A 25,421-nucleotide genomic window follows, 5' to 3' on the forward strand; every position below is an offset into this window, starting at 1 on the left:
TGCTAAATGAGCTTTTTTATCTCTAATGCCATGGCTGACGCTGCTGCACCTGCGGCAGGCCCAATGGGCGGCGGCTTTGAGTGGATTTTCCTGGTCGGTTTCCTGGTCATCTTCTACCTGATGATCTGGCGTCCACAGGCCAAACGTGCCAAAGAGCAGAAAAACCTGCTGGGCAGCCTGCAAAAAGGTGACGAAGTTGTGACCACCGGTGGTATCGCCGGCAAGATCACCAAAGTGTCCGACGACTTCGTTGTTCTGGAAGTCTCCGACACCGTCGAAATGAAATTCCAGAAAGGCGCCATCGCCGCCACGCTGCCAAAAGGCACGCTCAAAGCGATCTAAGTTTCAACTTCTACTCAATCGACGGGGCGCGCAAGGCGCCCCGCGTCATAAGCGGGCGGCGTGATGCTGAACAAATACCCTCTGTGGAAATACATTCTGATCCTGGCGGTGCTGGCGATCGGTCTGATTTATTCCGCTCCCAATCTATACCCTGATGACCCGGCCATTCAGGTCAGCGGTGCAAGCACTGCGCTGCAGGTTACTCAGGCTGATCTGGATCGTGTGAGCACCGCGCTCAAGGATTCCGGGATCAACGTCAAGGCGGCCACCCTGGCTGCGGGCGGCAAGGGCGGTCTGATCCGTCTGACCAAGGCTGAAGATCAGCTGCCAGCCAAAGACGTCGTACGCAAGGCATTGGGTGATGACTACGTCGTTGCACTGAACCTGGCACAAACCACCCCGCAATGGCTGCGCAGCCTTGGCGCGCACCCGATGAAGCTGGGTCTGGACTTGTCCGGTGGTGTGCACTTCCTGCTGGAAGTGGACATGGACAAAGCCCTCGATGCACGCCTGAAAGTCTACGAAGGCGACGTCAAGAGCCTGTTGCGTAAAGAGCGTCTGCGCTATCGCAGCCTGCCGCAACTGGGCGGTGCCATTCAGCTGGGCTTCACTGATGAAGCAGCCCGTGAAGAGGCGCGTGCGCTGATTCGCAAGAACTTCAACGATTTCGATATTGTTCCGGCCGACCTCAATGGCCAACCGGTACTGCGTCTGGCGATGACCCCGGCCAAGCTGGCGGAAATCCGCGAATACTCCATCAAGCAGAACTTGACCACGGTACGTAACCGCGTCAACGAGCTGGGTGTTGCCGAACCTATCGTTCAGCGCCAAGGCGCCAACCGCATCGTGGTTGAGCTGCCGGGCGTGCAAGACACTGCAGAAGCCAAGCGTATCCTCGGCAAGACGGCCAACCTTGAGTTCCGTCTGGCGGCTGAGCCAGGCGCTTCGAAAGCCACTTCCGAATCGTTCGAGTTCCGGGAAGGCAATCGTCCTGCGGCGCTGATCGAGCGTGGCCTGATCATCACCGGTGACCAGGTGACTGACGCCAAGGCTGGCTTCGGCGAGCAAGGCACGCCAGAAGTGAACATCCGTCTGGATGGCCATGGCGGCGAGCTGATGAGTCGTGCGACGCGTAACAACGTCGGTCGCAGCATGGCGGTGATCTTCATCGAGCAACGTCCTGTCACTACTTACGTCAAGCAAGTGGTCAACGGTGTCGAGAAAGACGTACCGGTTCAGACGTTTAAAGAAGAGAAGAAGATCATCAGCCTGGCGACCATCCAGTCGCCGCTGGGTGCCCAGTTCCGCATCACTGGCCTGAACGGCCAGGGCGAATCGTCCGAGCTGGCGCTGCTGCTGCGTGCCGGTGGTCTGGCGGCACCGATGTACTTCGCTGAAGAACGTACCATCGGCCCAAGCCTGGGTGCTGACAACATCACCAAAGGTATCGATGCCTCGCTGTGGGGCATGCTGTTTGTCTCGCTGTTCATCATGGCCATCTACCGCTTCTTCGGCCTCATCGCCACCGTCGCGCTGACGGTGAACATGGTGATGCTGCTGGCCTTGATGTCGCTGCTGGGTGCAACGCTGACCCTGCCAGGTATCGCCGGTATCGTGTTGACCATGGGTATGGCGGTCGACGCCAACGTACTGATCTTCTCGCGGATACGTGAAGAGATCGCGGCTGGCATGACCGTACAGCGGGCAATCAACGAAGGCTTCGGCCGGGCATTTACCGCGATTCTCGACGCCAACCTGACAACCTTGTTGGTCGGCGGGATTCTCTTCGCCATGGGCACCGGCCCGGTCAAGGGTTTCGCAGTGACCATGTCCCTCGGGATCTTTACCTCGATGTTCACGGCCATCATGGTGACCCGCGCGATGGTCAACCTGATCTTCGGCGGTCGTGACTTCAAGAAGTTGTGGATTTAAGGGGCTGCCATGTTACGTACAATCAACTTCATGGGCGTTCGCAACGTTGCGTTCGGCGTCACATTGTTCCTTACGGTCCTGGCTCTGTTCAGCGTCGCCACCAAGGGCATGAACTGGGGGCTGGACTTCACCGGCGGTACGCTCATCGAGCTGACCTACGAGCGTCCGGCTGACGTCACCAAGGTGCGTGAGCAGCTGGTGACGTCGGGTTATCAAGAGGCGATCGTGCAGAGCTTCGGTGCGACTACCGATTTGCTGGTGCGTATGCCAGGTGAAGACCCGCAGCTGGGTCACCAGGTGGCCGAGGCCTTGCAGAAGCTCGGTGGCGACAACCCTGCGGTGGTCAAGCGCGTCGAATTCGTCGGCCCTCAGGTCGGTGAAGAACTGCGTGACCAGGGCGGCCTCGGCATGCTGATGGCGCTGGGCGGCATTTTGATCTACCTGGCTTTCCGCTTTCAGTGGAAGTTTGCAGTCGGTGCAATCGTTTCGCTGATCCACGACGTGATCGTGACCATCGGTATCCTGTCGTTCTTCCAGATCACCTTCGACCTGACGGTACTGGCGGCGGTGCTGGCGATCATCGGCTACTCGCTCAACGACACCATCGTGGTATTCGACCGGGTTCGTGAGAACTTCCGGGTACTGCGCAAGGCCAGCCTGATCGAGAACATCAACATCTCGACCACGCAAACCCTGCTGCGGACCATGGCGACGTCGATCTCCACGTTGCTGGCGATCGCGGCCTTGTTGTTCTTCGGTGGCGACAACCTGTTCGGCTTCTCCATCGCCCTGTTCATCGGTGTTCTGGCGGGTACTTACTCGTCGATCTACATCGCGAACGTGGTGCTGATCTGGCTGAACCTGAGCAGCGAGGACCTGATTCCTGCTGCGGTGGCCGAGACGGAAGTCGACGACCGTCCATAACGGTTATCGCTTTTCCAGCTGTAGGCCGAGAAGGCGCGAGTGTTGAACTCGCGCCTTTTTTTATGCTCCAAGGCTGGGAGAAGCGCGGGTTTGTCCCGTCTGTGATGGTCAGGAGGTTCATGTGAACAAGTCGTTGCTGGTTGGTGCGGTATTGGGTGCTGTCGGTGTCACCGCCGGGGGTGCTGTTGCCACCTACAAGCTGGTTAAAAGCGGCCCTGAGTATGCGCAAGTGCTGGCCGTTGAACCGGTCAAGACACAAATCAAGACTCCACGTGAAGTGTGCAAGGACGTTACGGTTACCCGGCAAGCGCCGGTAAAAGATCAACACCAGATCGCCGGTACGGTGGTCGGCGCGCTGGCGGGTGGCCTGTTGGGCAACCAGATCGGCGGCGGTACAGGCAAGAAAATCGCCACAGTGGCCGGTGCGGTCGGCGGTGGTTATGCGGGCAACAAGGTGCAGGAAGGCATGCAGGAGCGTGATACCTACACCACCACTCAAACCCGCTGTAACACCGTGAATGACATCAGCGACAAGGTTGTAGGCTACGACGTTCGTTATTCGCTGGATGGCAAGGAAGGCAAAGTGCGGATGGATCGCGATCCGGGCAACCAGATTCCGGTCGACAAGGAAGGCAAGTTGATCCTGGGGCAGAACGAACCGGCTCAACAATAAGCTGAGCGCCTCAAGCAAAAAGAAGCATCTCGAGAGGGATGCTTTTTTTGTGCCTGAATTATATGTTCGCCGCCAACGTGCTATGAAAGACTCCTCATTTTTCGCGGCCTTGCGCCTGCCTGTCCGAGACCCCATGCCTGCCATTGATCATCCCCTGATAGACCAGTTCCTTGACGCCCTGTGGCTGGAAAAAGGCCTTTCCGATAACACCCGCGATGCCTATCGCAGCGACCTGGCCTTGTTCAACGGTTGGCTGCAGGAGAAGGGCTTGGAGCTGATCAATGCCGGCCGCGAATTGATCCTCGATCACTTGGCCTGGCGTCTGGAGCAAAACTACAAACCCCGCTCGACAGCGCGATTTCTCTCCGGCGTGCGTGGCTTCTATCGCTATTTGCTGCGGGAAAAGCTGATTGCAGTCGATCCGACCTTGCGCGTCGATATGCCGCAACTGGGGCGACCATTGCCTAAGTCCTTGTCGGAAGCGGATGTGGAGGCCTTGTTAAAAGCACCTGACCTGAGCGAAGCCATCGGTCAACGAGACCGCGCCATGCTCGAAGTGCTTTACGCCTGTGGCTTGCGGGTCACGGAGCTGATCAGCCTGACGCTGGAACAGGTCAACCTGCGCCAAGGCGTGCTGCGGGTGATGGGCAAGGGCAGCAAGGAACGACTGGTGCCGATGGGCGAGGAGGCGATTGTCTGGGTCGAGCGCTACATGCGCGATGCCCGTGGCGAGTTGCTGGGTGGGCGTCCCAGCGATGTGCTGTTCCCCAGCCTGCGCGGCGAGCAGATGACCCGCCAGACCTTCTGGCACCGCATCAAGTACCAGGCCAAGGTCGCCGGGATCGGCAAATCGCTGTCGCCGCATACCCTGCGTCATGCCTTCGCCACGCACCTGCTCAACCACGGTGCCGACCTGCGCGTGGTGCAAATGCTGCTCGGCCACAGCGATCTCTCGACCACCCAGATCTATACTCACGTCGCCCGCGCACGTTTGCAGGACCTGCACGCCAAACATCACCCACGCGGCTAACGCAGCTCCTGGCATGGGAATGCTGGCCTGTAGTGAGTGGGCTTGCCCCATCGCCACGGGGGCCTTATGTGGTAGGCTTTGCCGGTTTGCACGATGGGCGGTTATGACCCGGTGTTTCGGCACGGGTGTTCTGATCGTCCCATTTGTCCGCCTTCAGGAGTTCTCATGCGTCTGACCCAGATTTTCGCCGCCGCAGCCATTGCGTTGGTCAGTACCTTTGCCGTCGCCGATGACACGGCCGACAAAGCCATTCGTAAAAGCCTGCAAACCCTCGAGCTCGACGTGCCGGTCGAAAGCATCACCGCCAGCCCGCTGCCAGGTCTGTACGAAGTCAAACTCAAGGGCAGCCGTGTGCTTTACGCCAGCGCCGATGGCCAATACGTCGTTCAGGGTTACCTGTTCCAGCTCAAGGACGGCAAACCGGTCAACCTGACCGAGAAGACCGAGCGCCTGGGCATTTCCAAACTGATCAATAACATTCCAGTGGCTGAAACCGTGGTTTACCCGGCAATCGGCGAAACCAAATCACACATCACCGTGTTCACCGACACCACATGCCCGTATTGTCACAAGCTGCACGCCGAAGTGCCGGCGCTGAACAAGCTGGGTATCGAAGTGCGTTATGTTGCGTTCCCGCGCCAGGGCCTGGGCTCGGCGGGTGACGAGCAACTGCAAGCCGTGTGGTGCTCCAAGGACAAGAAAGCGGCCATGGACAAAATGGTCGATGGCAAGGAAATCAAGGCCGCCAAGTGCGAGAACCCGGTAGCCAAACAGTTCGCCCTCGGTCAGTCGATCGGCGTGAACGGTACACCGGCCATCGTTTTGGCCGACGGACAGGTCATTCCGGGCTACCAGCCTGCGCCACAAGTCGCCAAACTGGCATTGGGCGCGAAATAATTTCGCATCGTCATGGTCAGCCTTTGACGATCATGGTTCGGCGGCAATATTGTCGGGCCATTAATAGAGAGCCGCGAGTATGCGGTTGTTTTCACGGCCGGCCTTGAGTCGGCCGTTTTATGGGGAGTTCACAGTGAAACCGGTCAAAGTAGGCATCTGTGGGTTAGGGACCGTCGGTGGCGGTACCTTCAACGTACTTCAGCGCAACGCCGAGGAAATTGCTCGTCGTGCCGGGCGTGGAATCGAAGTGGCACAAATTGCCATGCGCACGCCAAAGCCTCAGTTCCAGACGACCGGTATTGCGATTACCAACGATGTGTTCGAAGTGGCCACGAACCCTGAGATCGACATCGTTATAGAGCTGATGGGCGGCTACACCGTTGCCCGCGAGCTGGTACTCAAGGCCATCGAGAATGGCAAGCATGTGGTCACCGCGAACAAGGCACTGATTGCCGTTCACGGTAATGAAATTTTCGCCAAGGCTCGCGAGAAGGGCGTCATCGTGGCGTTCGAAGCGGCCGTGGCCGGCGGCATCCCGGTGATCAAAGCGATCCGTGAAGGTTTGTCCGCCAATCGCATCAACTGGGTGGCCGGGATCATCAACGGCACCGGCAACTTCATCCTCACCGAAATGCGTGAGAAGGGCCGCACCTTCGAAGACGTACTCGCCGAGGCCCAAGCCCTGGGTTACGCCGAAGCCGACCCGACCTTCGACGTCGAAGGCATCGATGCAGCCCACAAGCTGACGATCCTGGCGTCCATTGCATTCGGTATCCCGCTGCAATTCGACAAGGCTTACACCGAAGGCATCACCAAGCTGACCACCGCTGACGTGAACTACGCCGAAGCGCTGGGCTATCGCATCAAGCACCTGGGCGTGGCGCGCAGCACCGCGGCCGGTATCGAGTTGCGTGTGCACCCGACGCTGATCCCGGCCGATCGTTTGCTCGCCAACGTCAACGGCGTGATGAACGCGGTGATGGTCAACGGCGATGCTGCCGGTTCGACCTTGTTCTACGGCGCCGGCGCCGGCATGGAGCCGACCGCTTCGTCGGTGATCGCCGACCTGGTGGATGTGGTTCGCGCCATGACCTCCGATCCGGAAAACCGCGTGCCGCACCTGGCTTTCCAGCCTGATTCGCTGTCGGCTCATCCGATCCTGCCGATCGAATCCTGTGAAAGCGCCTACTACCTGCGCATTCAGGCCAAGGACCATCCGGGCGTGTTGGCTCAGGTGGCGAGCATCCTGTCGGAGCGCGGCATCAACATCGAATCGATCATGCAGAAAGAAGTCGAAGAGCATGACGGTCTGGTGCCAATGATCCTGCTGACGCACCGTGTGCTGGAGCAGCACATGAACGACGCGATCACCGCCCTGGAGGCCTTGGAAGGCGTGGTCGGCCCGGTCGTACGAATCCGCGTCGAGCACCTGAACTAAATTAAAGCAGCGGCAAGCTGCAAGCTTCAAGCGACAAGTTAAGGCCGTCTGGCGTTAGCTTGTAGCTTGTAGCTTGAGGCTTGAAGCCCAAACCGAAGGTTTGCCCCTATGCGTTATATCAGTACCCGCGGCCAGGCACCGGCCCTGAACTTCGAAGATGTCCTGCTGGCCGGTCTCGCCACCGACGGCGGTCTGTACGTGCCGGAAAACCTGCCACGTTTCACTCAGGAAGAGATCGCTTCCTGGGCCGGCCTGCCGTATCACGAGCTGGCCTTCCGGGTAATGCGCCCGTTCGTGACCGGCAGCATTCCCGATGCCGATTTCAAAAAGATTCTTGAAGAAACGTACGGCGTGTTTTCCCACAACGCCGTGGCCCCGTTGCGTCAGCTCAATGGCAACGAATGGGTGCTGGAGCTGTTCCACGGCCCGACCCTGGCGTTCAAGGACTTTGCCCTGCAACTGCTCGGTCGCTTGCTCGACTACGTGCTGGAAAAACGCGGTGAGCGCGTGGTGATTGTTGGCGCCACCTCCGGTGACACTGGTTCAGCCGCCATCGAAGGCTGCAAGCACTGCGAAAACGTCGACATCTTCATCCTGCACCCGCACAACCGTGTGTCCGAAGTGCAGCGTCGCCAGATGACCACCATCTTCGGCGAAAACATCCATAACATCGCCATCGAAGGCAACTTCGATGACTGCCAGGAAATGGTCAAGGCCAGCTTCGCCGACCAGAGCTTCCTCAAGGGTACGCGCCTGGTGGCGGTGAACTCGATCAACTGGGCGCGGATCATGGCCCAGATCGTTTACTACTTCCACGCATCCCTGCAGCTGGGTGGCCCGGCGCGTTCGGTGTCGTTCTCGGTGCCGACCGGCAACTTCGGCGATATCTTCGCCGGATACCTGGCGCGCAACATGGGCCTGCCGATCAACCAGTTGATCGTCGCCACCAACCGCAACGACATCCTGCACCGCTTCATGAGCGGCAATCAGTACGTCAAGGAAACCCTGCACGCCACACTGTCGCCCTCCATGGACATTATGGTGTCGTCGAACTTCGAACGCCTGCTGTTCGACCTGCACGGTCGTAACGGCGCGGCAATAGCCGGCTTGATGGACACCTTCAAGCAGGGCGGCGGTTTCAGCGTCGAAGAGGAGCGCTGGACCGAGGCACGCAAACTGTTCGATTCGCTGGCCGTGGACGACGCCCAAACGTGCGAAACCATTGCCGAAGTCTTTGAGCAAACCGGCGAGCTGCTGGACCCGCACACTGCCATCGGCGTGAAGGCCGCGCGCGAATGCCGTCGCAGCCTGGATATCCCGATGGTGATCCTCGGTACAGCCCATCCGGTCAAATTCCCGGACGCAGTGGAAAAAGCCGGTGTAGGAAAAGCGCTTGAACTACCTGCACATCTTTCTGATTTGTTTGAGCGAGATGAGCGTTGCACCGTGTTGCCGAACGACCTGAAAGCCGTACAGGCCTTTGTCAGTCAGCATGGCAACCGCGGCAAGCCGCTGTAACCGGTAAAAGCTGTCACATTTTGAAGCCCGTCTCCTGACGGGCTTTCTCATTTCTGCATGCCACACTTGCCGGGTTTCGTAAAAGAAGAGCCGCCCATGAAGGACGGGCGAGACGATTACCAAGGAAGTGGCAATGCTGTTTTTCAGAGGGTTTAAACCAGCCGTGTGCTGGATGTTTTTGCTGGGCGCCCTGGGCTTCGGGCAATGGGTAAAGGCAGCGCAATGGGTGACACATGAGTCCAGGGAGCCAACCGCCGTCGCACGCATTGAGCTGGATGCTCAGGAGCTGCAATGGGTTCGTGATCATCCCGAGGTCGTTGTCGCGTCGGCGCAGTACCCGCAGTACCTGTTCAAGGATGAGTATGGCCACTGGAGCGGTTTGAACAACGATGTGCTCGACCGAATCAGCGCCATGACAGGGCTGCGGTTCGTCCATGAAGAGTCGTTTTCTACCGATCAACTGCTGGAACTACTGGAAAGCGGCGCGGCGGACATGAGCACGACGTTGGCAATAAATGACGAGCGCAAGGTGTTCCTGGATTTCAGCCATGCATTCGGCGGGGCGGGTTGGGTACTCGTGGGGCTGGCCGACACACCGGCGTTACAGTCCCTGGAACAACTTTCCAGAAGAGTCCTGGTATTGCCGGCCCGGCACGCCTTGGAGGGTGTGATTCGTCGTGATTACCCGGCGATTGAGCTGCGTCTGGTCAAAACCTACGCTGAAGCCTTGGCGCTGGTGGAAAGTGGCGAGGCCTACGCCACCATAGAAAATGAAATCGGAGCGCAGCTTTATCCCTCGGACCGGCTCAAGGTAGGGCCTGCGGTGGAGGGCAAGTGGGAGGCTGATCACTTGGCGGTCCGCAAAGGACAACCGCACTTATTGAGCATCCTCAACAAGGCGCTCGAAGCATTCCCGCCTGCCGAGCTACGCGCCATACGGCTGAAATGGCTGAATGGAATTGCACCGGTACATGCGCCCTCGGCCTGGCAGCGGGTAACCCAGTGGGGCTGCTGGAGCCTGTTCATCGTTAGCCTGTTCGGCCTGCTTTCATTGCTGTGGAACCGTCGGCTCGCCGCACTGATCGAACAACGTCGGGACGCCGAGAAAGACCTCAATGACCAGCTCGCATTCCAGCACGCATTGATAGACGCCATGCCCGATCCGATGTTCGTGCGTGATCTGGAAGGGCGTTTGATCATGTGCAACAAAAGCTATGAGGAGCGCTTGTCGACCCGTTTCGATCAGGTTCAGGGGCGACAACTGATCGAACTTGATGTCTTGCCCAAAGAGACTGCCGAGCAGCTTCACGCTGAGTTTATGGCCCAGCTCGGTACTCGCAAGACTCGCTTCAGCGAACGTCAGTTGATGTTCAAGGACGGAGTCAGGGATATCTACCAGTGGACGGTGCCGTTCTACAGTGCGGACGGTCAATTGCGAGGACTGCTGGGCGGATGGAGCGATATCGGCAAGCGTACAAGGCAGGTGTGAAGTGGCAATGCCTGTCAGTCAGGCGCAATCCCTGTGGGAGCGGGCTTGCTCGCGAAGAGGGAGTATCAGTCGACATTAATATTGCCTGGCACACCGCCTTCGCGAGCAAGCCCGCTCCCACAAGTTCTGCACCTGGCATTAAACGTGAGTCAGCTGTTTTTTTACTGTCATCTTGACCGTGCATGCTCTAGTTACCAGAGGCGCCGGTGCGCCTGCCGTTGGAATCCAGAACTTTCTTCTCGGGCCTGTGGTCATCTACTGTGGACACACCCCAGGCACTTTGTTTTCGGACTATTGAGTGGTGATCGAGATGGAAAGTATCAGTCTATTGCTCGGTGAGGCTCTAAGCCCGTATCAGGTCACGTTGACCCCATCGGGTGCCCATGGCGAATGCCTGGTGACACTGAAAAGTGCGAGCGGCGCTACGGTGGTCGAACGGACGTTCAATCAGGCCCAGTTAACCGATAAACGTCTGCTGACGGATGTCGTCGACGGGCTGCACCGTGACGTGCTGATCGCTGAAGGACGCCTGGAGCCCTGTGTCATCGCGGCGTTGCGCAATGCTGCACAGGACAAGATCCTGGCCAGCCGAAATTGAATCGTTTTTTGTGGGAACCTTCCGGCGCCAAGGTCAGTCAGACCATGTAACAGCAGGATCAAGCATTGTGCTCCGGTGCTTGTAGCTTGTTGTTACTGGTCTTTATGTAGGCCACGTTTAACCCCGAGTCGTCTCCCCACTTCTCGGGGTTTCTTTTTGTCTGCGATTTGTCACTGCGCGGCCTGACGCTCGAAAAAGGCTTTGGTTTCTTCCAGGTAGTCCTTGCGTCTTTGCGGATCGAGCCAGTCGGCGTACAGCGGGTCCAGGCGCTCGCGGGGCAGGGCGCGCAATAGCTGATTGATTTCACTGATTGCCTGTCGCCCCTGGGGCGTATTCGAGCAACCGATGTACCCGGACAAGTATTTGCCCGTGCCTTTGACCGGATAAAACTCTAACTGATCGTCGGCAATATGTTCCTGACGAGCCTGATAGCGGATTTCCGGCCAGTAACCCAAGACCACCTGCAAACGACCCAGGCGCTGCATCTGCAACAGACTGCCGAGGGCGTTGTTGCCGTAGTGGGGCATCAGCGCGCCGGGCGGCGCCTGTTGCAGCAGTGTGTCGAGGAACTGACCGTAACGGCGCTCGGCCACTACCCCGACTTTCTCTCGACGGCTGGCCAACAGTGCTGCCAGATCGACTTCATCGCCAAAGAGAAAGGGCTCCAGCACCGACCGATCTTCACGTCGAATCACCAGCCCATTGCTGACCGCCCGGAAGGCCGGAATGGAAAAGGCGATCCATTGTTCGCGCTCCTTGCTCCAGATCAGCGAGGGGTCGCAGGTGAAGGATTCTTCGTGAAGCATTTGCATGCCGCGGGCGCGATTGACCCGCATCAGGGTATGTTCGTATTGCGGCATGCCGGCGATCAACAGCGGCATCAGTTGATCGATAACCCCCTGGCCTTTTTTCGGGCCTTCGAAGATCGTCACGGGCGGCAGATCGCGCAGCAGCCAGAGCAAATGCTCTTTAGGTTGCGCCAGGGCCGGGGATATCAACCCCGCCAACAGCCCGAGCACCGCCAGCACACGTCCGATGCCGGCGTAATCGATTGCGGATGAAAGCAGGCGCTTCAGCTTAGATGGCCCCGTCTTCACGCAACCGTGTGATCTGTGCCGGGTCGTAGCCAAGGTCGTGGAGTACTTGCGCATTGTGTTCACCCAGCTGCGGCCCGACCCATTCGGAGCTGCCGGGTGTCTCAGAAAGTTTTGGCACAATGCCGGGCATCTTGAAGTCCTTGCCGTCGGGCAGCTTGGCTTGCAAGAACATTTCCCGGGCCAGGTACTGCGGATCGCTGAACATGTCTTCGGCACTGAAGATCCGGCTGGCGGGAACGTCGGCCTGGTTCAGTTGCTCGATCACCGCGTCCAGCGGCAGTGAGTTGACCCAGCGATCGATCACCCCGTAGATCTCGTCGCGACGACTATCGCGTCCGTCGTTGCTGGCCAGCACAGGGTCGTTGGCCAGGTCTTCGCGACCGATGATCAGCATGAAACGCTTGAAGATCGCATCGCCGTTGGCGCCGATCTGTACGTGTTTGCCATCGGCGCTGGTGTGAATGGAGGAGGGCGTGATGCCCGGCATGATGTTGCCGGTGCGTTCGCGGATGAAGCCGAACACGTCGAACTCCGGGACCATGCTTTCCATCATGGCGAAGATCGCTTCGTACAACGCCACGTCCACTACTTGCCCCAAGCCACCGTTGACCTCGCGATGCCGCAAGGCCATCAGTGCGCCGATCACGCCCCAGAGTGCGGCAATCGAATCGCCGATGGAAATCCCGGTGCGCACCGGCGGCCGGTCCTCGAACCCGGTGATGTAACGCAGGCCGCCCATGGATTCACCGACCGCACCGAAGCCCGGCTGATCTTTCATCGGCCCGGTCTGGCCAAAGCCCGACAGCCGCACCATCACCAGTTTCGGGTTCAGTGCGTGCAAGACTTCCCAGCCCAAACCAAGCTTTTCCAACACGCCGGGGCGAAAATTCTCGATCAAAATGTCCGCTTCGCTGAGCAGCTGTTTGAGAATCGCCAAGCCATCCGGGTGTTTCAGGTTCAAGGTCAAAGACTTCTTGTTACGCGCCTGAACGAACCACCACAGCGAAGTGCCTTCATACAACTTGCGCCATTTGCGCAGCGGATCGCCGCCGTCCGGGGACTCGATCTTGATCACTTCGGCGCCGAACTCGCCGCAAATACGCGAGGCAAACGGCCCGGCAATCAACGTACCCAATTCGATGACTTTCAGACCGGAGAGCGGTTTGTTGGAAAACGGCATGCTGAATCCTGTAGGACAAAGGCTGAGCGGATACAGAGTTTTAACATAGGCCGACGTCCATCGCCCAAAGTTGATGCCTTCAATTCGTTGATTGCCTGTTGCATCGGTTAGACTTGCCGCCTTTCCTCGTATCAAGAAGCCCGTTCATGGCCCAGCCGTCCACGACCTACAAGTTTGAACTGAACCTCACCGACCTCGACCGCAGCGTCTACGAGAACGTGAAGCAGACCATCGCCCGTCACCCTTCGGAAACCGAAGAGCGCATGACCGTGCGGCTGCTGGCCTACGCCTTCTGGTACAACGAACAGCTGTCCTTCGGTCGCGGTCTGTCAGACGTGGATGAGCCAGCGCTGTGGGAAAAGAGCCTGGATGATCGTGTCCTGCACTGGATCGAAGTCGGTCAGCCAGACGCCGATCGCCTGACCTGGTGCTCGCGCCGAACCGAGCGCACCAGCCTGCTGGCTTACGGCAGCCTGCGGGTCTGGGAAACCAAAGTGATCCCGGCAATTAAAAACCTGAAAAATGTTCACATCGCCGCCGTGCCTCAGGAAGTGCTGGAAACCCTGGCCAAGGACATGCCGCGCGTTATCAAGTGGGATGTGATGATCAGCGAAGGAACGATTTTCGTCACCGACGACCGTGGTCAGCACGAAGTCCAGTTGCAGTGGCTGAGCGGTGAACGCGGCTGATTATTCGCCGCTGAACCGCGTTACCCGGTTTTATCCTACGTATTCAAGAGAAGCACCTGTCACCCCATGCGCATCGAACCTCGCCTGTTGCCCGACACCCTGCCATTCCTCGGTGATATTCCACCACTGCTGACCCGCCTTTACGCGGCGCGTGGCGTGCAGTCCGAGGCTGAACTGGACAAGAGCCTGGCGCGGCTGATTCCGTATCAGCAGCTCAAAGGCATCGATGCGGCGGTGGATTTGCTGGTGACGGCTCTGGAGCAACGTCAGCGGATACTGATTGTCGGCGACTTCGACGCCGACGGCGCGACGGCCAGTACCGTGGGCATGCTGGGGTTGCGCCTGTTGGGCGCGGCGCACGTCGACTATCTGGTGCCGAACCGGTTCGAGTACGGCTATGGCCTGACGCCGGAGATCGTCGAAGTGGCGCTGACCCGCGAACCGCACCTGCTGATCACCGTGGACAACGGCATTTCCAGCGTCGAAGGCGTGGCCGCGGCGAAAAAGGCCGGGCTCAAGGTGCTGGTCACCGATCACCACTTGCCCGGCGATGAGCTGCCGTTGGCCGATGCCATCGTCAATCCGAATCAGCCGGGTTGCGAGTTTCCGAGCAAAGCCCTGGCCGGTGTCGGGGTAATTTTCTACGTACTGATGGCCCTGCGCGCGCGCTTGCGCAGCCTCGGCTGGTACGAGAGCAAGCCGCAGCCGAACATTGGCGAATTGCTGGACCTGGTGGCATTGGGCAGCGTCGCCGACGTGGTACCGCTGGATGCCAACAACCGGATTCTGGTGCATCAGGGCCTGGAGCGGATTCGCGCCGGGCGTGCGCGGCCGGGAATCAAGGCGATCCTTGAAGTGGCCAAGCGCGACCATTCACGCATCACCTCCACTGACCTGGGTTTCATCCTCGGCCCGCGTCTGAACGCGGCAGGGCGTCTGGACGATATGAGCCTGGGCATCGAATGCCTGCTCACCGAAGACGCGGGCGCTGCCCGTGAAATGGCCGCTCAACTGGATGGCATGAACCAGGACCGCAAATCCATCGAGCAGGGTATGCAGCGTGAGGCGCTGGCCCAGCTCAAGGATCTGCCGGTGGAATCGATGCCGTTCGGCCTGTGCCTGTTCGATCCCGAGTGGCACCAAGGCGTCATCGGAATCCTCGCCTCGCGTATGAAAGAGCGCTATTTCCGTCCGACCATTGCCTTTGCCGATGCCGGCGATGGCCTGCTCAAGGGCTCGGGGCGTTCGGTGCAGGGCTTTCATATTCGCGACGCCTTGAGCGTGGTCGCGGCGCAACATCCGAACCTGATCAGCAAATACGGCGGCCACGCCATGGCGGCAGGCCTGACGTTGCCGGAAGCGAATTTTCCGTTGTTTGCCGAGGCCTTTGACGCTGAAGTGCGTAGGCAAATGCGCGAAGAAGACCTGACCGGGCGTCTGCTGTCGGACGGCACCTTGGCGGTCGAAGAGTTTCACCTGGAACTGGCCCGCGCCCTGCGCCACGCCGGGCCGTGGGGGCAACACTTCCCGGAGCCACTGTTTCACGGGGTGTTCCAGTTGGTCGAGCAACGCGTCGTGGGGGAGCGGCACCTCAAAGTGGTGCTGAAAAGTGAATGCGGTTCGGTGAAGCTGGACGGCATTGCCTTCGGTATCGACCGTGATATCTGGCCGAATCCGACCATCAAGTGGGTTGAACTGGCTTACAAGCTCGACCTCAATGAGTTCCGTGGGAACGAGACCGTTCAGTTGATGATTGCCCACATCGAACCGCGTTGACCCCATCGCGGGCAAGCCCGCTCCCACAGGATCTATATCGTCCTTGTGGGAGCGGGCTTGCCCGCGATAGCGATCTCCCTGACGCCAATTATCCCCGGAACCCTCCCTCATCTTCCCGATGTCGACTAGTCTCTAAGCACTGCTTGATTATCCTTGTGACGTCTTGTCGAATTTTTTGCCCGCGGGGGCGGGTGCTGCACCCTTTTTCCTGTCACTCGTCGACTATTCAAACAGAACCCTGGAGCCTGCCCACTGATTCGAGAGGTGCCCCATGAGTCTGCTGCTTGAACCCTATACTCTTCGTCAATTGACCCTGCTTAACCGCATCGCGGTATCCCCGATGTGCCAGTACTCCAGCGTCGATGGGCTGGCCAATGACTGGCATCTGGTCCACCTCGGCAGCCGTGCTATCGGCGGCGCTGGTCTGGTATTCACCGAAGCCACGGCGGTCACCGCTGATGGGCGGATTACCGCCCAGGACCTCGGTCTCTGGAATGATCAACAGATCGAACCCTTGCAACGTATTACGCGCTTCATCGCTGCCCAGGGTGCCGTTGCCGGCATCCAGTTGGCGCACGCCGGGCGCAAGGCCAGTACGCATCGGCCGTGGCTCGGCAAGCATGGCAGCGTCAAGCCGGAAGACGGCGGCTGGACCCCGGTCGGCCCTTCGCCGATCGCTTTTGACCCCCAGCACACACCACCCAAGCAGCTCGATGAGGGCGAGATCGCTGACGTCATTCAGGCCTTCGTCGATTCGGCCAAACGGGCGCTGACCGCCGGTTTCAAAGTGGTCGAAGTACACGCCGCCCACGGTTACCTGTTGCACCAGTTTCTTTCGCCCCTGAGCAATCAGCGACGCGATCAGTACGGCGGCTCGTTCGAGAATCGGATTCGGCTGGTGCTGCAAGTCACCGAAGCGGTGCGTGCGGTGTGGCCTGAGGAGTTACCGGTGTTTGTGCGAGTGTCGGCCACCGATTGGGTGGAAGATGGCTGGAACCCCGACGAAACCGTGGAGCTGGCGCGACGCCTCAAAGATCTGGGCGTGGACCTGATCGATGTCTCATCGGGCGGGACGGCGGTAAACGCCGAGATTCCTACAGGCCCCGGTTATCAGACCCGTTTCGCCGAGCGCGTACGCAAGGAGTCAGGCATTGCCACTGGCACTGTAGGAATGATCACCGAACCGGCTCAGGCCGAGCACATTCTGCGTACCTGTCAGGCCGACATCATCTTTCTCGCCCGGGAACTGTTGCGTGATCCGTATTGGGCGCTGCATGCCGATGACGATCTGGGCGGGCACAAGGCTGTCTGGCCGGCGCAATACCAGCGGGCTACCCATCGTGACCAGCCGATTCATGAATCGGATTTGCGTGACTAGAAGGCCGCTGTAAAAACCAAAAAGCCCCGGTCGTGTTGACCGGGGCTTTTTGATTTCTGGTTCGAGATATTGGTCGGCGGTTCGGCCGTCTTCGCGAGCAAGCCCGCTCCCACAGTTGATCTTTGTCGTACACAAAATATATGTCTCATGGAGATCCAATGTGGGAGCGGGCTTGCTCGCGAAGGGGCCATTTCAGACCCCGACTAACTCTCAGGTGTACTTACGCTTCTGCGGCGCAGGCGGGAAATACTGGTACAACCAGGTTTCACTCAACGTCCGGTCATTGGTGCGAATGAACAACCGCAGCTCCACCGGGGCCACGCTGTCATTGGTCGGGTACCAGTCGAAGGTAATGCGGTAGCCCTTGATGTCATCCAGCACCAACACGTTGAAGTCCTTCACTTGGCCATTCGAGCAGGTCACCACCGGCTCGATCCCCGCGCCTTCGGGCAAGCGGTCCAGACCGCCGCCGGTGAAGTCCACGGCAAAGCGTCGTGCCCAGACCTCCGGGTAATGCTCGCCCGGCGCCCAGCCTTCAATGAAACCGCCCATGCCCGAACGGGTCGCGTTGACCCGCGCCAGAGGCGTGCTCACCGGTGGCAGGGAGCTCCAATAGAGCTTGTAGCCGTAATTGAGGGAGTCCCCGGCCGCGACCGGTTTTTTCGGCGTCCAGAATGCAACGATGTTATCCAGGGTTTCGCCGGTTGTAGGAATTTCCAGCAAATCGATAGAGCCTTCGCCCCACGCGGTTGTAGGTTCTACCCACAGACTCGGGCGCTTGCTGTACCAGTCGACGGTGTCTTGATAATTGGCAAACTCGTGATCGGTCTGCACCAGGCCGAAACCTTTAGGGTCGGTGTCGGCAAAGGCATTGAATTGCAGGGTGGCCGGGTTGTTCAGTGGGCGGCAGATCCATTCGCCATTACCGCGCCACATCGCCAGGCGATCAGAGTCGTGGATTTGCGGGTGAATGGTGTCGCACATGCGCCGTTCGTGAGTGCCGCAGCTGAACATGCTGGTCATCGGTGCGAGGCCCAATTGCTCGATGGCGGTGCGGGCATTGACGTGGGCGTCGACCTCCATCACCACACGCTCGGCCTGGCAATCGATGTCAAAACGGTAGGCGCCAGTGGCGCTCGGCGAATCGAGCAGGGCGTAAACCACGAAACGGGTGCTGTCCTTGTCTGGTGTCTCGAACCAGAACTTGGTGAAGTCCGGAAACTCTTCACGCTTCTTGGCGTACGTATCGATCGCCAGGCCGCGGGCCGACAACCCGTACTGGCCGGTGGCATCTACCGCGCGGAAATAGCTGGCGCCGAGGAACGACAACACGTCGTGCTTATCCAGTTCCGGGGCTTTGAACAGCTTGAACCCGGAAAAACCCAGGTCGCCTTTGAGCTGTTTAGTGTCGACGGTAGTTTTTTCGTAGTTGAACAGCGACGGGCGGAAATGCACCTCGCGCGCCAGTCGAGTCTTGGGATCGACGCTGTACATGCGCACCGGTTGCTTGAAACCCATGCCGACGTGGAAAAACTGCACGTCCAGCTGACCTTTCAAGTCCTTCCACAGCGAGTGATTGCCGTCGTAGCGGATCGCGTTGAAGTTCTGCGGTGTCATGGTCGCCAGCGTCGGCGGCAGCACCTGTTTGGTGTCCTGATAAGGCTTGCCGGCGAGCTGTTTGGCCTGGCTCTTCAGCGCTTCGAAGTCGAACGCCACAGCGTCGCCATCAGCCGCGCTGCTGCCAGCCCAGGCGCGTGCGGTCAATAGGCCGGTGGCCGAAAGACCAGTGTAAGCCGCGATGGCCATGGAGGCTTTGAGCAAATTCCTGCGGTGCATAAGTACAACCTGTCGTGAACAATCCCGCGCCGTTCCTGGCACGTGCTGGATCAAAAATAACGGTTCGGACATGCCTTGGCCAAACGCAACGGACTTTAGAGCAGATGCCAATAAGCTTAAACCGTTCAGTTGCAGAGCAAAAATGATTGATGGCACCGCGACAGCGCGGCAATGAAACAAGACATGTCAGGTAACGTTTCTCACAACACTTTCTGATTTATAGGGCATATCTGCTTTTTTCGACTAATTACTCTAAAAACCGCTTTTCAGCGCCGATTTAATTTCTATTCTATGGGCATGACCGGTTTCGGCCCTTCAGGCCGGTGGGTTCAGCGCGTACAAGACGGCCGCTGAAAGTGATAGGGCGATGCGGTTTTGCAGTTTTCTCTGACGTATAGAAGGACATCGTCCATGTCGAAAGTACAAGGCATCACTGAAATGTTAGGACTCTTTCCCTGGCTGACCACCGGTCGGCGAAGGCGTCGGCTCAGTTCGGAGGAGTTGAAGCTGGTGGAGCGGTATCGCGAGCTGTCGGAGAATGACCGGATTGCGATGCGGTATCTGGTGGATGCGATGCGCAGTGTTTCGCGGTTTTGATGTTAAAGGATTCGGCCGTGACCGTGTTGCGGTCGGATCCCTTGCCATCTGTGCGTCTGTTGGAAAAGATCGCAGCCTGCGGCAGCTCCTACGTCGATTGCATGCGCCGCAGATACTGCGGCAGGCGCAAATCCTGTAGGAGCTGCCGCAGGCTGCGATCTTTCCACTTTTAATGCTTGAACATCACATGCCGAACAACGGTGTAATCCTCCAGCCCATACATCGACATGTCTTTCCCATAACCAGACAGTTTCTGACCGCCATGCGGCATTTCGCTGACCAGCATGAAGTGGGTATTCACCCACGTGCAGCCGTACTGCAAGCGTGCAGACAGGCGATGGGCGCGGCCGACGTCCGTGGTCCAGACCGATGACGCCAGGCCGTAGTCTGAATCGTTGGCCCAGGCCAGTGCCTGTGCTTCATCGGTGAACCTGGTGACCGACACTACCGGCCCGAATACTTCGCGGCGCACGATCTCGTCGTCCTGTTGCACGTCGGCCAGCACCGTTGGCTCAAAGAAGAAGCCATTGCCTTCCACCGCTTTGCCGCCAGTGATCAAACGGATGTGTGGTTGCGCCATGGCACGTTCGACCAACGCGGTCACTCGGTCGCGATGTTGTGCGCTGATCAACGGGCCAAGCTCCGTCGAGGGATCGTCCTGCAAGCCGTACTTGATACTGCTGACGGCCGCACCGAGCTTCTCGACGAACTGGTCGTAGATGCCTGCTTGCGCGTAAATGCGGCAGGCGGCGGTGCAATCCTGACCAGCGTTGTAGAAACCGAAGGTGCGAATGCCTTCCACGGCGGCGTCGATGTCCGCATCGTCGAAGATGATCACCGGTGCCTTGCCGCCCAGTTCCATGTGCAGGCGTTTGACGTTGCCGGCGGTGCTGGAAATGATGTTCGAGCCAGTGGCGATCGAGCCGGTCAGCGACACCATGCGCACTTTCGGATGATTGACCAGTGCGGTACCGACCGCAGAACCACGGCCGTACACCAGATTAAGTACACCAGCCGGGAAGATGTCCGACGCCAGTTCTGCCAGGCGCAGGGCGGTCAGAGGGGTTTGCTCCGACGGTTTGAGCACCACGGTATTACCGGCGGCCAGGGCTGGGGCGATTTTCCAGGCGACCATCATCAGCGGGTAGTTCCACGGCGCGATGGAGGCAATGACGCCCACCGGGTCGCGGCGGATCATTGAGGTGTGGCCGGGCAGGTATTCCCCTCCCAGCGCGCCGCTCATGCAACGGTTGGCGCCGGCGAAGAAACGGAACACGTCGGCAATCGCCGGAATCTCGTCGTTCAGCGCGGCGCTGTAGGGTTTGCCGCAATTGTCCGACTCCAGTTTGGCCAGCTCTTCGCCATGGGCTTCGATGATGTCGGCGAGTTTGAGCAGCAGCAACGAGCGTTCTTTCGGCGTGGTTTGCGACCAGGCTTGGAAGGCGTTGTCGGCGGCCCGCACGGCGGCGTCGACCTGGGCTTCGCTGGCTTCGTTGATTTCTACCATCACACGGCCCAGAGCCGGGTTGAACACGGCTTGGGCGGGGCCGTCGCCATTGACGAGTTGGCCGTTGATCAAGAGTTTTGTTTGCATGGCTATGTCCTCATCGAAGCGATTGTATTTCCTCTATGGGAACCGGATCTAATGTGGGAGCGGGCTTGCTCGCGAAGAGGCCATCACATTCAACATTGATGTTGGCTAACCCACCGCCTTCGCGAGCAAGCCCGCTCCCACATTAGATTTCCGTTCCAACAGAGGGTTGGTCGTTGTCCGTTATTTCCCGCCACTGCCCGCAACGCTTTCCCCGCCCCGGGTCAGGTAATAAGCGCCGAGGATCGGCAACATGGTCACCATCATCACCAGCATCGCGACGACGTTGGTTACCGGCACGTCCCGTGGGCGGCTGAGCTGGTTGAGCAGCCACAGTGGCAAGGTGCGTTCATGGCCGGCGGTGAAGGTGGTGACGATGATTTCGTCGAACGACAGCGCAAACGCCAGCATGCCACCGGCCAGCATCGCCGAGCCGAGGTTCGGCAGGACGATGTAGCGGAAGGTCTGCCAGCCGTCGGCGCCGAGGTCCATCGAGGCCTCAATCAAACTGTATGAAGTGCGGCGCAAGCGGGCGATGACGTTGTTGTAGACAATCACCACGCAGAAGGTCGCGTGGCCGACGATGATGGTGAACATTCCCGGCTCAATCCCCAAAGTCTTGAAGGTCGCCAGCAGCGCGATCCCGGTGATGATCCCCGGCAGGGCAATCGGCAGGATCAGCATCAGCGAGATGCCTTGCTTGCCGAAGAAGTCCCGCCGGTACAACGCCGCCGACGCGAGGGTGCCCAGGATCAGCGCAATCAATGTGGCGACGGCCGCGATTTGTAACGACAGCTTGATCGCTTCCAGCACGTCGGGCCGGGAGAACGCCACGCCGATCCACTTCAGGGTAAAGCCCTTGGGCGGAAAGCTGAACGCCGCGTCTTCAGTGTTGAAGGCGTAAAGGAAGATGATCAGGATCGGGAAGTGCAAGAACACCAACCCGCCCCAGGCAGCGATGCGCAGGCCCAGGGATGCCCGATCTTGAGATGAAGTATCAGAGCGCATCGAAAGCCCCCAGACGTTTGACGATGGACAGGTAAATGGCGATCAGCACGATCGGCACCAGCGTGAAGGCCGCCGCCATCGGCCTATTGCCGATCGCTCCTTGCTGGGCGTAGACCATGCTGCCGATGAAGTAGCCCGGCGGGCCCACCAGTTGCGGCACGATGAAATCGCCCAGGGTCAACGAAAAGGTGAAGATCGAACCGGCGGCGATGCCTGGAATCGACAGCGGCAGAATCACTTGCATGAAGGTCTGACGCGGTTTGGCACCGAGGTCGGCCGAAGCTTGTAAAAGCGACGGCGGCAGGCGTTCCAGTGAGGCCTGGATCGGCAGGATCATGAACGGCAGCCAGATGTAGACGAACACCATGAACCGCCCCAGGTGCGAGGTCGACAAGGTGCTGCCGCCGACCCCCGGAATCCCGAGCACGAACTGCAAAACCGGTTCCAGCCCCAGGTGCTGAACAAACCACTGGGCCACGCCGCCCTTGGCCAACAGCAAAGTCCAGGCATAGGCCTTGACGATGTAACTGGCCCACATTGGCATCATCACCGCGATGTAGAAAAACGCCTTGGTCTTGCCGCTGGTGTAGCGCGCCATGTAGTAGGCGATCGGGAACGCCACGACCGCACTGGCGATCGACACGACGACGGCCATGCTCAGGGTGCGCAGGATGATGTCGAAGTTCGACGGCTGGAACAGTGCGGTGAAATTCGCCAGGGTCAGGTCGGGCGTGACCGTCATGGTGAAGTCATCGAAGGTGTAGAAGCCTTGCCACAGCAACGTCAACAGCGAACCGAGGTAGATCGCACCGAACCACAGCAGCGGCGGTACCAGCAGCAGCGACAGATACAGGTTCGGCCGGCGGTACAGCACGTTCGAAAACCGGCGCAACGGCGAACCGCTGGCAGGGGTTTGAGGAGCGGCCACGCTGTTCATCTCACACCCCGCCCACAACATTGTCGTGCAACGGGATCATCGCCTCGCGCGCCCAACGAGCGCTGATGCGTTGCCCGGTCTGATGTTGCGTGCTGACGTCCAGCCACTGAACGTTGGCCTGGCTGATGTTCAACGTCTGGCCGTTTTCCAGTTTCAGTTCATAGCGGGTGGCGCTGCCTTGGTACTGGATGTCGTGCAGCAGGCCACTGACTTCGATTTCATGGCTGGCCAGCGGGCCTTCGGCGAAACGCACGTGTTCCGGGCGAATCGAAAACGGCTGTGGATTGCCGCTCAACTGCTGCGCCAGATCGCCGCGAATCACGTTGGACGTGCCGACGAATTCGGCGACGAACGTGGTTGCCGGTTTCATGTACAGGTTGCGCGGTGTGTCGACCTGTTCGATGCGGCCCTTGTTGAACACCGCCACACGGTCGGACATCGACAGCGCTTCGGTCTGGTCGTGGGTAACGAAGATGAAGGTGATGCCGAGCTGGCGTTGCAGCTTCTTCAGCTCGCCTTGCATTTGCTCGCGCAGTTTCAAATCGAGCGCGCCCAAGGGTTCGTCGAGCAACAACACACGCGGGCGATTGACCAACGCGCGGGCCAGAGCCACGCGCTGACGCTGGCCACCGGAGAGTTGCACCGGTTTACGCTCGCCGTAGCCGCCGAGGGCGACCATATCGAGGGCTTCTTCGGCGCGTTTCTGGCGTTCGGTCTTGCCGACACCTTTGACTTTCAAACCGTAGGCGACGTTGTCGAGTACGTTCATGTGCGGGAACAGCGCGTAGTCCTGGAACACAGTATTCACGTCACGCTGATACGGCGGTAACCCCGCAGCTTCGGCGCCGTGAATGCGGATGGAACCAGCGCTCGGTTGTTCGAAACCGGCGATCAGGCGCAGGCAGGTGGTTTTGCCCGAACCGGAGGGGCCCAGCATGGAAAAGAACTCGCCGTCCTGGATATCGATGGAAACCCGGTCAACGGCCTTCACCTCGCCGAACTGACGGGAAACGTTGGTGAACTGGACTGCAAGCGTCATGGTGCGGTGCTCCAAAAAGGCGAGGATTGTCACAGTGACCTTGCCTGGACTTCTGAAAAATCTGAATCGTGATCGATGGGCTTTTGTGGCGAGGGAGCTTGCTCCCGCTGGAGTGCGCAGCACTCCCAAAAAAGGGTTAATGCGGTTTACCTGGTAGACCGCAGTGACTGGTTTTTGGGGCGGCTTCGCCACCCAGCGGGAGCAAGCTCCCTCGCCACAAGGGTTCCTCGCCAACTATGTACCGAGTGTTACCTGCCGCCCATAATCGCAATGTAATCCTGGGTCCAGCGGCTATAAGGCACAAACTTGCCGCCTTCAGCCTGCGGGGTTTTCCAGAAGGCGATTTTTTCGAACTGGTCGAAACCGTTGGTCTTGCAACCCTCGGCGCCCAGCAGTTCGCTTGCCTTACACCCCGCCGGAACCGCCGGCAGAGAGCCGAACCAGGCGGACACATCGCCCTGGACCTTCGGCGTGAGCGACCAGTCCATCCACTTGTACGCGCAGTTCGGGTGCTTGGCCTCGGCGTGCAGCATGGTGGTATCGGCCCACCCGGTGGCGCCTTCTTTGGGGATGGTCGAGGCGATCGGCTGTTTCTCGTTCATCAGGCCGTTGACCTGATAGGGCCAGGCGCTGGCAGCCACCACGCCTTCGTTCTTGAAGTCACTCATCTGCACGGTGGTGTCGTGCCAGTAGCGATGGATCAACTTTTGCTGGGCGCGCAGCAGGTCGAGAACGGCCTTGTACTGTTTTTCGTCGAGCAGGTAAGGATCCGTGATGCCCAGTTCCGGCTTGGCGGTTTTCAGGTACAGCGCCGCGTCGGCGATGTAGATCGGGCCGTCATACGCTTGCACGCGGCCCTTGTTGGATTTGCCGTCGGACAGCTTCTGCTCTTCGAACAGCACCCCCCAACTGGTAGGTGGCTGCGTGAACACCTTGGTGTTGTACATCAACACGTTCGGGCCCCATTGATAAGGGGTGCCGTAAGTCTGGTTGTTGACCACATACCACGGTGCATCCTTGAGGCGTGGATCGAGATTCTTCCAGTTGGGGATCAGTGCGGTGTTGATCGGCTGTACACGTTTGCCAGCGATCAACCGCAGGGAGGCATCACCCGATGCGGTCACCAGGTCATAACCGCCCTTGGCCATCAGGCTGACCATTTCATCGGAGGTGCCGGCCGTCTTGACGTTGACCTTGCAGCCGGTTTCCTTCTCGAAGCCGGTCACCCAGTCGTAGGTCTTGTCGGTTTCGCCCCGTTCGATATAGCCGGGCCAGGCGACGATATCCAGCTGACCTTCGCCGGCACCGACGGCTTTCAGCGGCTCGGCGGCCTGCAGGCTGGCGCTGGCCAGCAGTGCCGTGGTGATTGCACTGAGCAGTGCGGTCTTGTGCACAAGCATGGTGAACCCTCTTCTTTAAATTATGGTCGGGGCAGTTCTGAACGGGGTGAAG

General features: G+C 59.3%; 22 protein-coding genes. 14 read left to right on the forward strand and 8 right to left on the reverse strand.

Going from position 1 to position 25,421, the window contains the following annotated elements; all coding sequences use genetic code 11:
* Nucleotides 1–6 precede the first annotated feature (6 nt).
* The 10 genes from yajC to PMI36_RS12205 all read left to right on the forward strand — a co-directional run bounded on the left by yajC (nucleotide 7) and on the right by PMI36_RS12205 (nucleotide 10,841).
* Nucleotides 7–342 carry a preprotein translocase subunit YajC gene (gene yajC / locus PMI36_RS12250; protein WP_008014002.1) on the forward strand — a complete coding sequence of 112 codons (336 nt, stop codon included), beginning with the start codon at nucleotides 7–9 and terminating at the stop codon, nucleotides 340–342.
* A 63-nt stretch (nucleotides 343–405) separates the two neighbouring features.
* On the forward strand, nucleotides 406–2,274 hold the full coding sequence (gene secD / locus PMI36_RS12245) for a protein translocase subunit SecD (protein WP_008072856.1): 1,869 nt from the start codon (nucleotides 406–408) through the stop codon (nucleotides 2,272–2,274).
* Nucleotides 2,275–2,283: 9 nt separating this feature from the next.
* On the forward strand, nucleotides 2,284–3,198 hold the full coding sequence (gene secF / locus PMI36_RS12240; RefSeq protein WP_008072858.1) for a protein translocase subunit SecF: 915 nt from the start codon (nucleotides 2,284–2,286) through the stop codon (nucleotides 3,196–3,198).
* Nucleotides 3,199–3,319: 121 nt separating this feature from the next.
* Complete coding sequence (locus tag PMI36_RS12235) at nucleotides 3,320–3,871, forward strand: glycine zipper 2TM domain-containing protein (protein WP_008072859.1); 552 nt, start codon at nucleotides 3,320–3,322, stop codon at nucleotides 3,869–3,871.
* A 133-nt stretch (nucleotides 3,872–4,004) separates the two neighbouring features.
* Entirely contained in the window at nucleotides 4,005–4,901 is an 897-nt protein-coding gene (gene xerD, locus PMI36_RS12230) for a site-specific tyrosine recombinase XerD (protein ID WP_008072861.1), read from the forward strand.
* Nucleotides 4,902–5,066: 165 nt separating this feature from the next.
* Nucleotides 5,067–5,798: a bifunctional protein-disulfide isomerase/oxidoreductase DsbC gene (gene dsbC, locus PMI36_RS12225; RefSeq protein ID WP_008072863.1), complete on the forward strand. Its 732-nt coding sequence runs from the start codon at nucleotides 5,067–5,069 to the stop codon at nucleotides 5,796–5,798.
* A gap of 133 nt (nucleotides 5,799–5,931) precedes the next feature.
* Nucleotides 5,932–7,236: a homoserine dehydrogenase gene (locus tag PMI36_RS12220; protein ID WP_032830508.1), complete on the forward strand. Its 1,305-nt coding sequence runs from the start codon at nucleotides 5,932–5,934 to the stop codon at nucleotides 7,234–7,236.
* Nucleotides 7,237–7,344: 108 nt separating this feature from the next.
* The gene (gene thrC, locus PMI36_RS12215) at nucleotides 7,345–8,754 is read left to right on the forward strand and encodes a threonine synthase (RefSeq protein ID WP_008072866.1); all 1,410 of its coding nucleotides are present in this window, start codon (nucleotides 7,345–7,347) and stop codon (nucleotides 8,752–8,754) included.
* 133 nt (nucleotides 8,755–8,887) lie between these two features.
* Nucleotides 8,888–10,243, forward strand: a complete 1,356-nt coding sequence (locus tag PMI36_RS12210) for a transporter substrate-binding domain-containing protein (RefSeq protein WP_008072868.1) — start codon at nucleotides 8,888–8,890, stop codon at nucleotides 10,241–10,243.
* 310 nt (nucleotides 10,244–10,553) lie between these two features.
* Complete coding sequence (locus tag PMI36_RS12205) at nucleotides 10,554–10,841, forward strand: DUF3509 domain-containing protein (RefSeq protein WP_007897606.1); 288 nt, start codon at nucleotides 10,554–10,556, stop codon at nucleotides 10,839–10,841.
* A gap of 170 nt (nucleotides 10,842–11,011) precedes the next feature.
* Here the strand turns inward: PMI36_RS12205 and PMI36_RS12200 are convergent, their stop codons facing one another.
* On the reverse strand, nucleotides 11,012–11,938 hold the full coding sequence (locus tag PMI36_RS12200; RefSeq protein WP_008072870.1) for a TIGR02285 family protein: 927 nt from the start codon (nucleotides 11,936–11,938) through the stop codon (nucleotides 11,012–11,014).
* A complete protein-coding gene (locus PMI36_RS12195) occupies nucleotides 11,919–13,118 on the reverse strand; it encodes a CaiB/BaiF CoA transferase family protein (RefSeq protein ID WP_008072872.1) in 1,200 nt (399 codons plus the stop codon). Before PMI36_RS12195 ends, PMI36_RS12200 begins: the two co-directional genes overlap by 20 nt.
* Before the next feature lie 146 nt (nucleotides 13,119–13,264).
* Between PMI36_RS12195 and PMI36_RS12190 the strand changes: the two genes are divergently transcribed.
* From PMI36_RS12190 to PMI36_RS12180, 3 genes are all read left to right on the forward strand, one after another.
* A complete protein-coding gene (locus PMI36_RS12190) occupies nucleotides 13,265–13,807 on the forward strand; it encodes a YaeQ family protein (protein WP_008072874.1) in 543 nt (180 codons plus the stop codon).
* A gap of 66 nt (nucleotides 13,808–13,873) precedes the next feature.
* Nucleotides 13,874–15,583: a single-stranded-DNA-specific exonuclease RecJ gene (gene recJ, locus PMI36_RS12185; RefSeq protein ID WP_008072876.1), complete on the forward strand. Its 1,710-nt coding sequence runs from the start codon at nucleotides 13,874–13,876 to the stop codon at nucleotides 15,581–15,583.
* A 271-nt stretch (nucleotides 15,584–15,854) separates the two neighbouring features.
* A complete protein-coding gene (locus PMI36_RS12180) occupies nucleotides 15,855–16,961 on the forward strand; it encodes an NADH:flavin oxidoreductase/NADH oxidase (protein ID WP_008072878.1) in 1,107 nt (368 codons plus the stop codon).
* Between the two features lie 210 nt (nucleotides 16,962–17,171).
* Here PMI36_RS12180 and PMI36_RS12175 read toward each other — a convergent pair whose 3' ends face one another.
* Nucleotides 17,172–18,797 (reverse strand): glucan biosynthesis protein D, encoded by a 1,626-nt coding sequence (locus tag PMI36_RS12175; protein WP_008072880.1) that lies wholly within the window; start codon nucleotides 18,795–18,797, stop codon nucleotides 17,172–17,174.
* 411 nt (nucleotides 18,798–19,208) lie between these two features.
* Between PMI36_RS12175 and PMI36_RS12170 the strand changes: the two genes are divergently transcribed.
* Nucleotides 19,209–19,394, forward strand: a complete 186-nt coding sequence (locus PMI36_RS12170; RefSeq protein ID WP_008072883.1) for a hypothetical protein — start codon at nucleotides 19,209–19,211, stop codon at nucleotides 19,392–19,394.
* Between the two features lie 169 nt (nucleotides 19,395–19,563).
* On the opposite strand, the gene PMI36_RS12165 is transcribed toward PMI36_RS12170, so the two are convergent.
* The 5 genes from PMI36_RS12165 to ydcS form a co-directional block, all read right to left on the reverse strand.
* Complete coding sequence (locus PMI36_RS12165; RefSeq protein WP_008072884.1) at nucleotides 19,564–20,988, reverse strand: gamma-aminobutyraldehyde dehydrogenase; 1,425 nt, start codon at nucleotides 20,986–20,988, stop codon at nucleotides 19,564–19,566.
* Between the two features lie 180 nt (nucleotides 20,989–21,168).
* A complete protein-coding gene (locus PMI36_RS12160; protein WP_008072886.1) occupies nucleotides 21,169–21,993 on the reverse strand; it encodes an ABC transporter permease in 825 nt (274 codons plus the stop codon).
* The gene (locus tag PMI36_RS12155; protein WP_008072888.1) at nucleotides 21,983–22,930 is read right to left on the reverse strand and encodes an ABC transporter permease; all 948 of its coding nucleotides are present in this window, start codon (nucleotides 22,928–22,930) and stop codon (nucleotides 21,983–21,985) included. The genes PMI36_RS12160 and PMI36_RS12155 overlap by 11 nt, the downstream gene beginning before the upstream one ends.
* 1 nt (nucleotide 22,931) lies before the next feature.
* Nucleotides 22,932–23,969 (reverse strand): ABC transporter ATP-binding protein, encoded by a 1,038-nt coding sequence (locus PMI36_RS12150; RefSeq protein ID WP_008072891.1) that lies wholly within the window; start codon nucleotides 23,967–23,969, stop codon nucleotides 22,932–22,934.
* A gap of 248 nt (nucleotides 23,970–24,217) precedes the next feature.
* The gene (ydcS, locus tag PMI36_RS12145; RefSeq protein ID WP_008072892.1) at nucleotides 24,218–25,369 is read right to left on the reverse strand and encodes a putative ABC transporter substrate-binding protein YdcS; all 1,152 of its coding nucleotides are present in this window, start codon (nucleotides 25,367–25,369) and stop codon (nucleotides 24,218–24,220) included.
* Between the last annotated feature and the right edge of the window lie 52 nt (nucleotides 25,370–25,421).

Source organism: Pseudomonas sp. GM79 (assembly GCF_000282495.1).
Classification (GTDB): Bacteria; Pseudomonadota; Gammaproteobacteria; order Pseudomonadales; family Pseudomonadaceae; genus Aquipseudomonas.

Coding starts and splice junctions, on each gene's coding strand:
- yajC (WP_008014002.1), top strand. CDS start 7: ATGAGCTTTTTTATCTCTAATGCCATGGCTGACGCTGCTGCACCTGCG.
- secD (WP_008072856.1), top strand. CDS start 406: ATGCTGAACAAATACCCTCTGTGGAAATACATTCTGATCCTGGCGGTG.
- secF (WP_008072858.1), top strand. CDS start 2,284: ATGTTACGTACAATCAACTTCATGGGCGTTCGCAACGTTGCGTTCGGC.
- xerD (WP_008072861.1), top strand. CDS start 4,005: ATGCCTGCCATTGATCATCCCCTGATAGACCAGTTCCTTGACGCCCTG.
- dsbC (WP_008072863.1), top strand. CDS start 5,067: ATGCGTCTGACCCAGATTTTCGCCGCCGCAGCCATTGCGTTGGTCAGT.
- thrC (WP_008072866.1), top strand. CDS start 7,345: ATGCGTTATATCAGTACCCGCGGCCAGGCACCGGCCCTGAACTTCGAA.
- PMI36_RS12210 (WP_008072868.1), top strand. CDS start 8,888: ATGCTGTTTTTCAGAGGGTTTAAACCAGCCGTGTGCTGGATGTTTTTG.
- PMI36_RS12205 (WP_007897606.1), top strand. CDS start 10,554: ATGGAAAGTATCAGTCTATTGCTCGGTGAGGCTCTAAGCCCGTATCAG.
- PMI36_RS12195 (WP_008072872.1), bottom strand. CDS start 13,118: ATGCCGTTTTCCAACAAACCGCTCTCCGGTCTGAAAGTCATCGAATTG.
- PMI36_RS12190 (WP_008072874.1), top strand. CDS start 13,265: ATGGCCCAGCCGTCCACGACCTACAAGTTTGAACTGAACCTCACCGAC.
- recJ (WP_008072876.1), top strand. CDS start 13,874: ATGCGCATCGAACCTCGCCTGTTGCCCGACACCCTGCCATTCCTCGGT.
- PMI36_RS12180 (WP_008072878.1), top strand. CDS start 15,855: ATGAGTCTGCTGCTTGAACCCTATACTCTTCGTCAATTGACCCTGCTT.
- PMI36_RS12175 (WP_008072880.1), bottom strand. CDS start 18,797: ATGCACCGCAGGAATTTGCTCAAAGCCTCCATGGCCATCGCGGCTTAC.
- PMI36_RS12170 (WP_008072883.1), top strand. CDS start 19,209: ATGTCGAAAGTACAAGGCATCACTGAAATGTTAGGACTCTTTCCCTGG.
- PMI36_RS12165 (WP_008072884.1), bottom strand. CDS start 20,988: ATGCAAACAAAACTCTTGATCAACGGCCAACTCGTCAATGGCGACGGC.
- PMI36_RS12160 (WP_008072886.1), bottom strand. CDS start 21,993: ATGCGCTCTGATACTTCATCTCAAGATCGGGCATCCCTGGGCCTGCGC.
- PMI36_RS12155 (WP_008072888.1), bottom strand. CDS start 22,930: ATGAACAGCGTGGCCGCTCCTCAAACCCCTGCCAGCGGTTCGCCGTTG.
- PMI36_RS12150 (WP_008072891.1), bottom strand. CDS start 23,969: ATGACGCTTGCAGTCCAGTTCACCAACGTTTCCCGTCAGTTCGGCGAG.
- ydcS (WP_008072892.1), bottom strand. CDS start 25,369: ATGCTTGTGCACAAGACCGCACTGCTCAGTGCAATCACCACGGCACTG.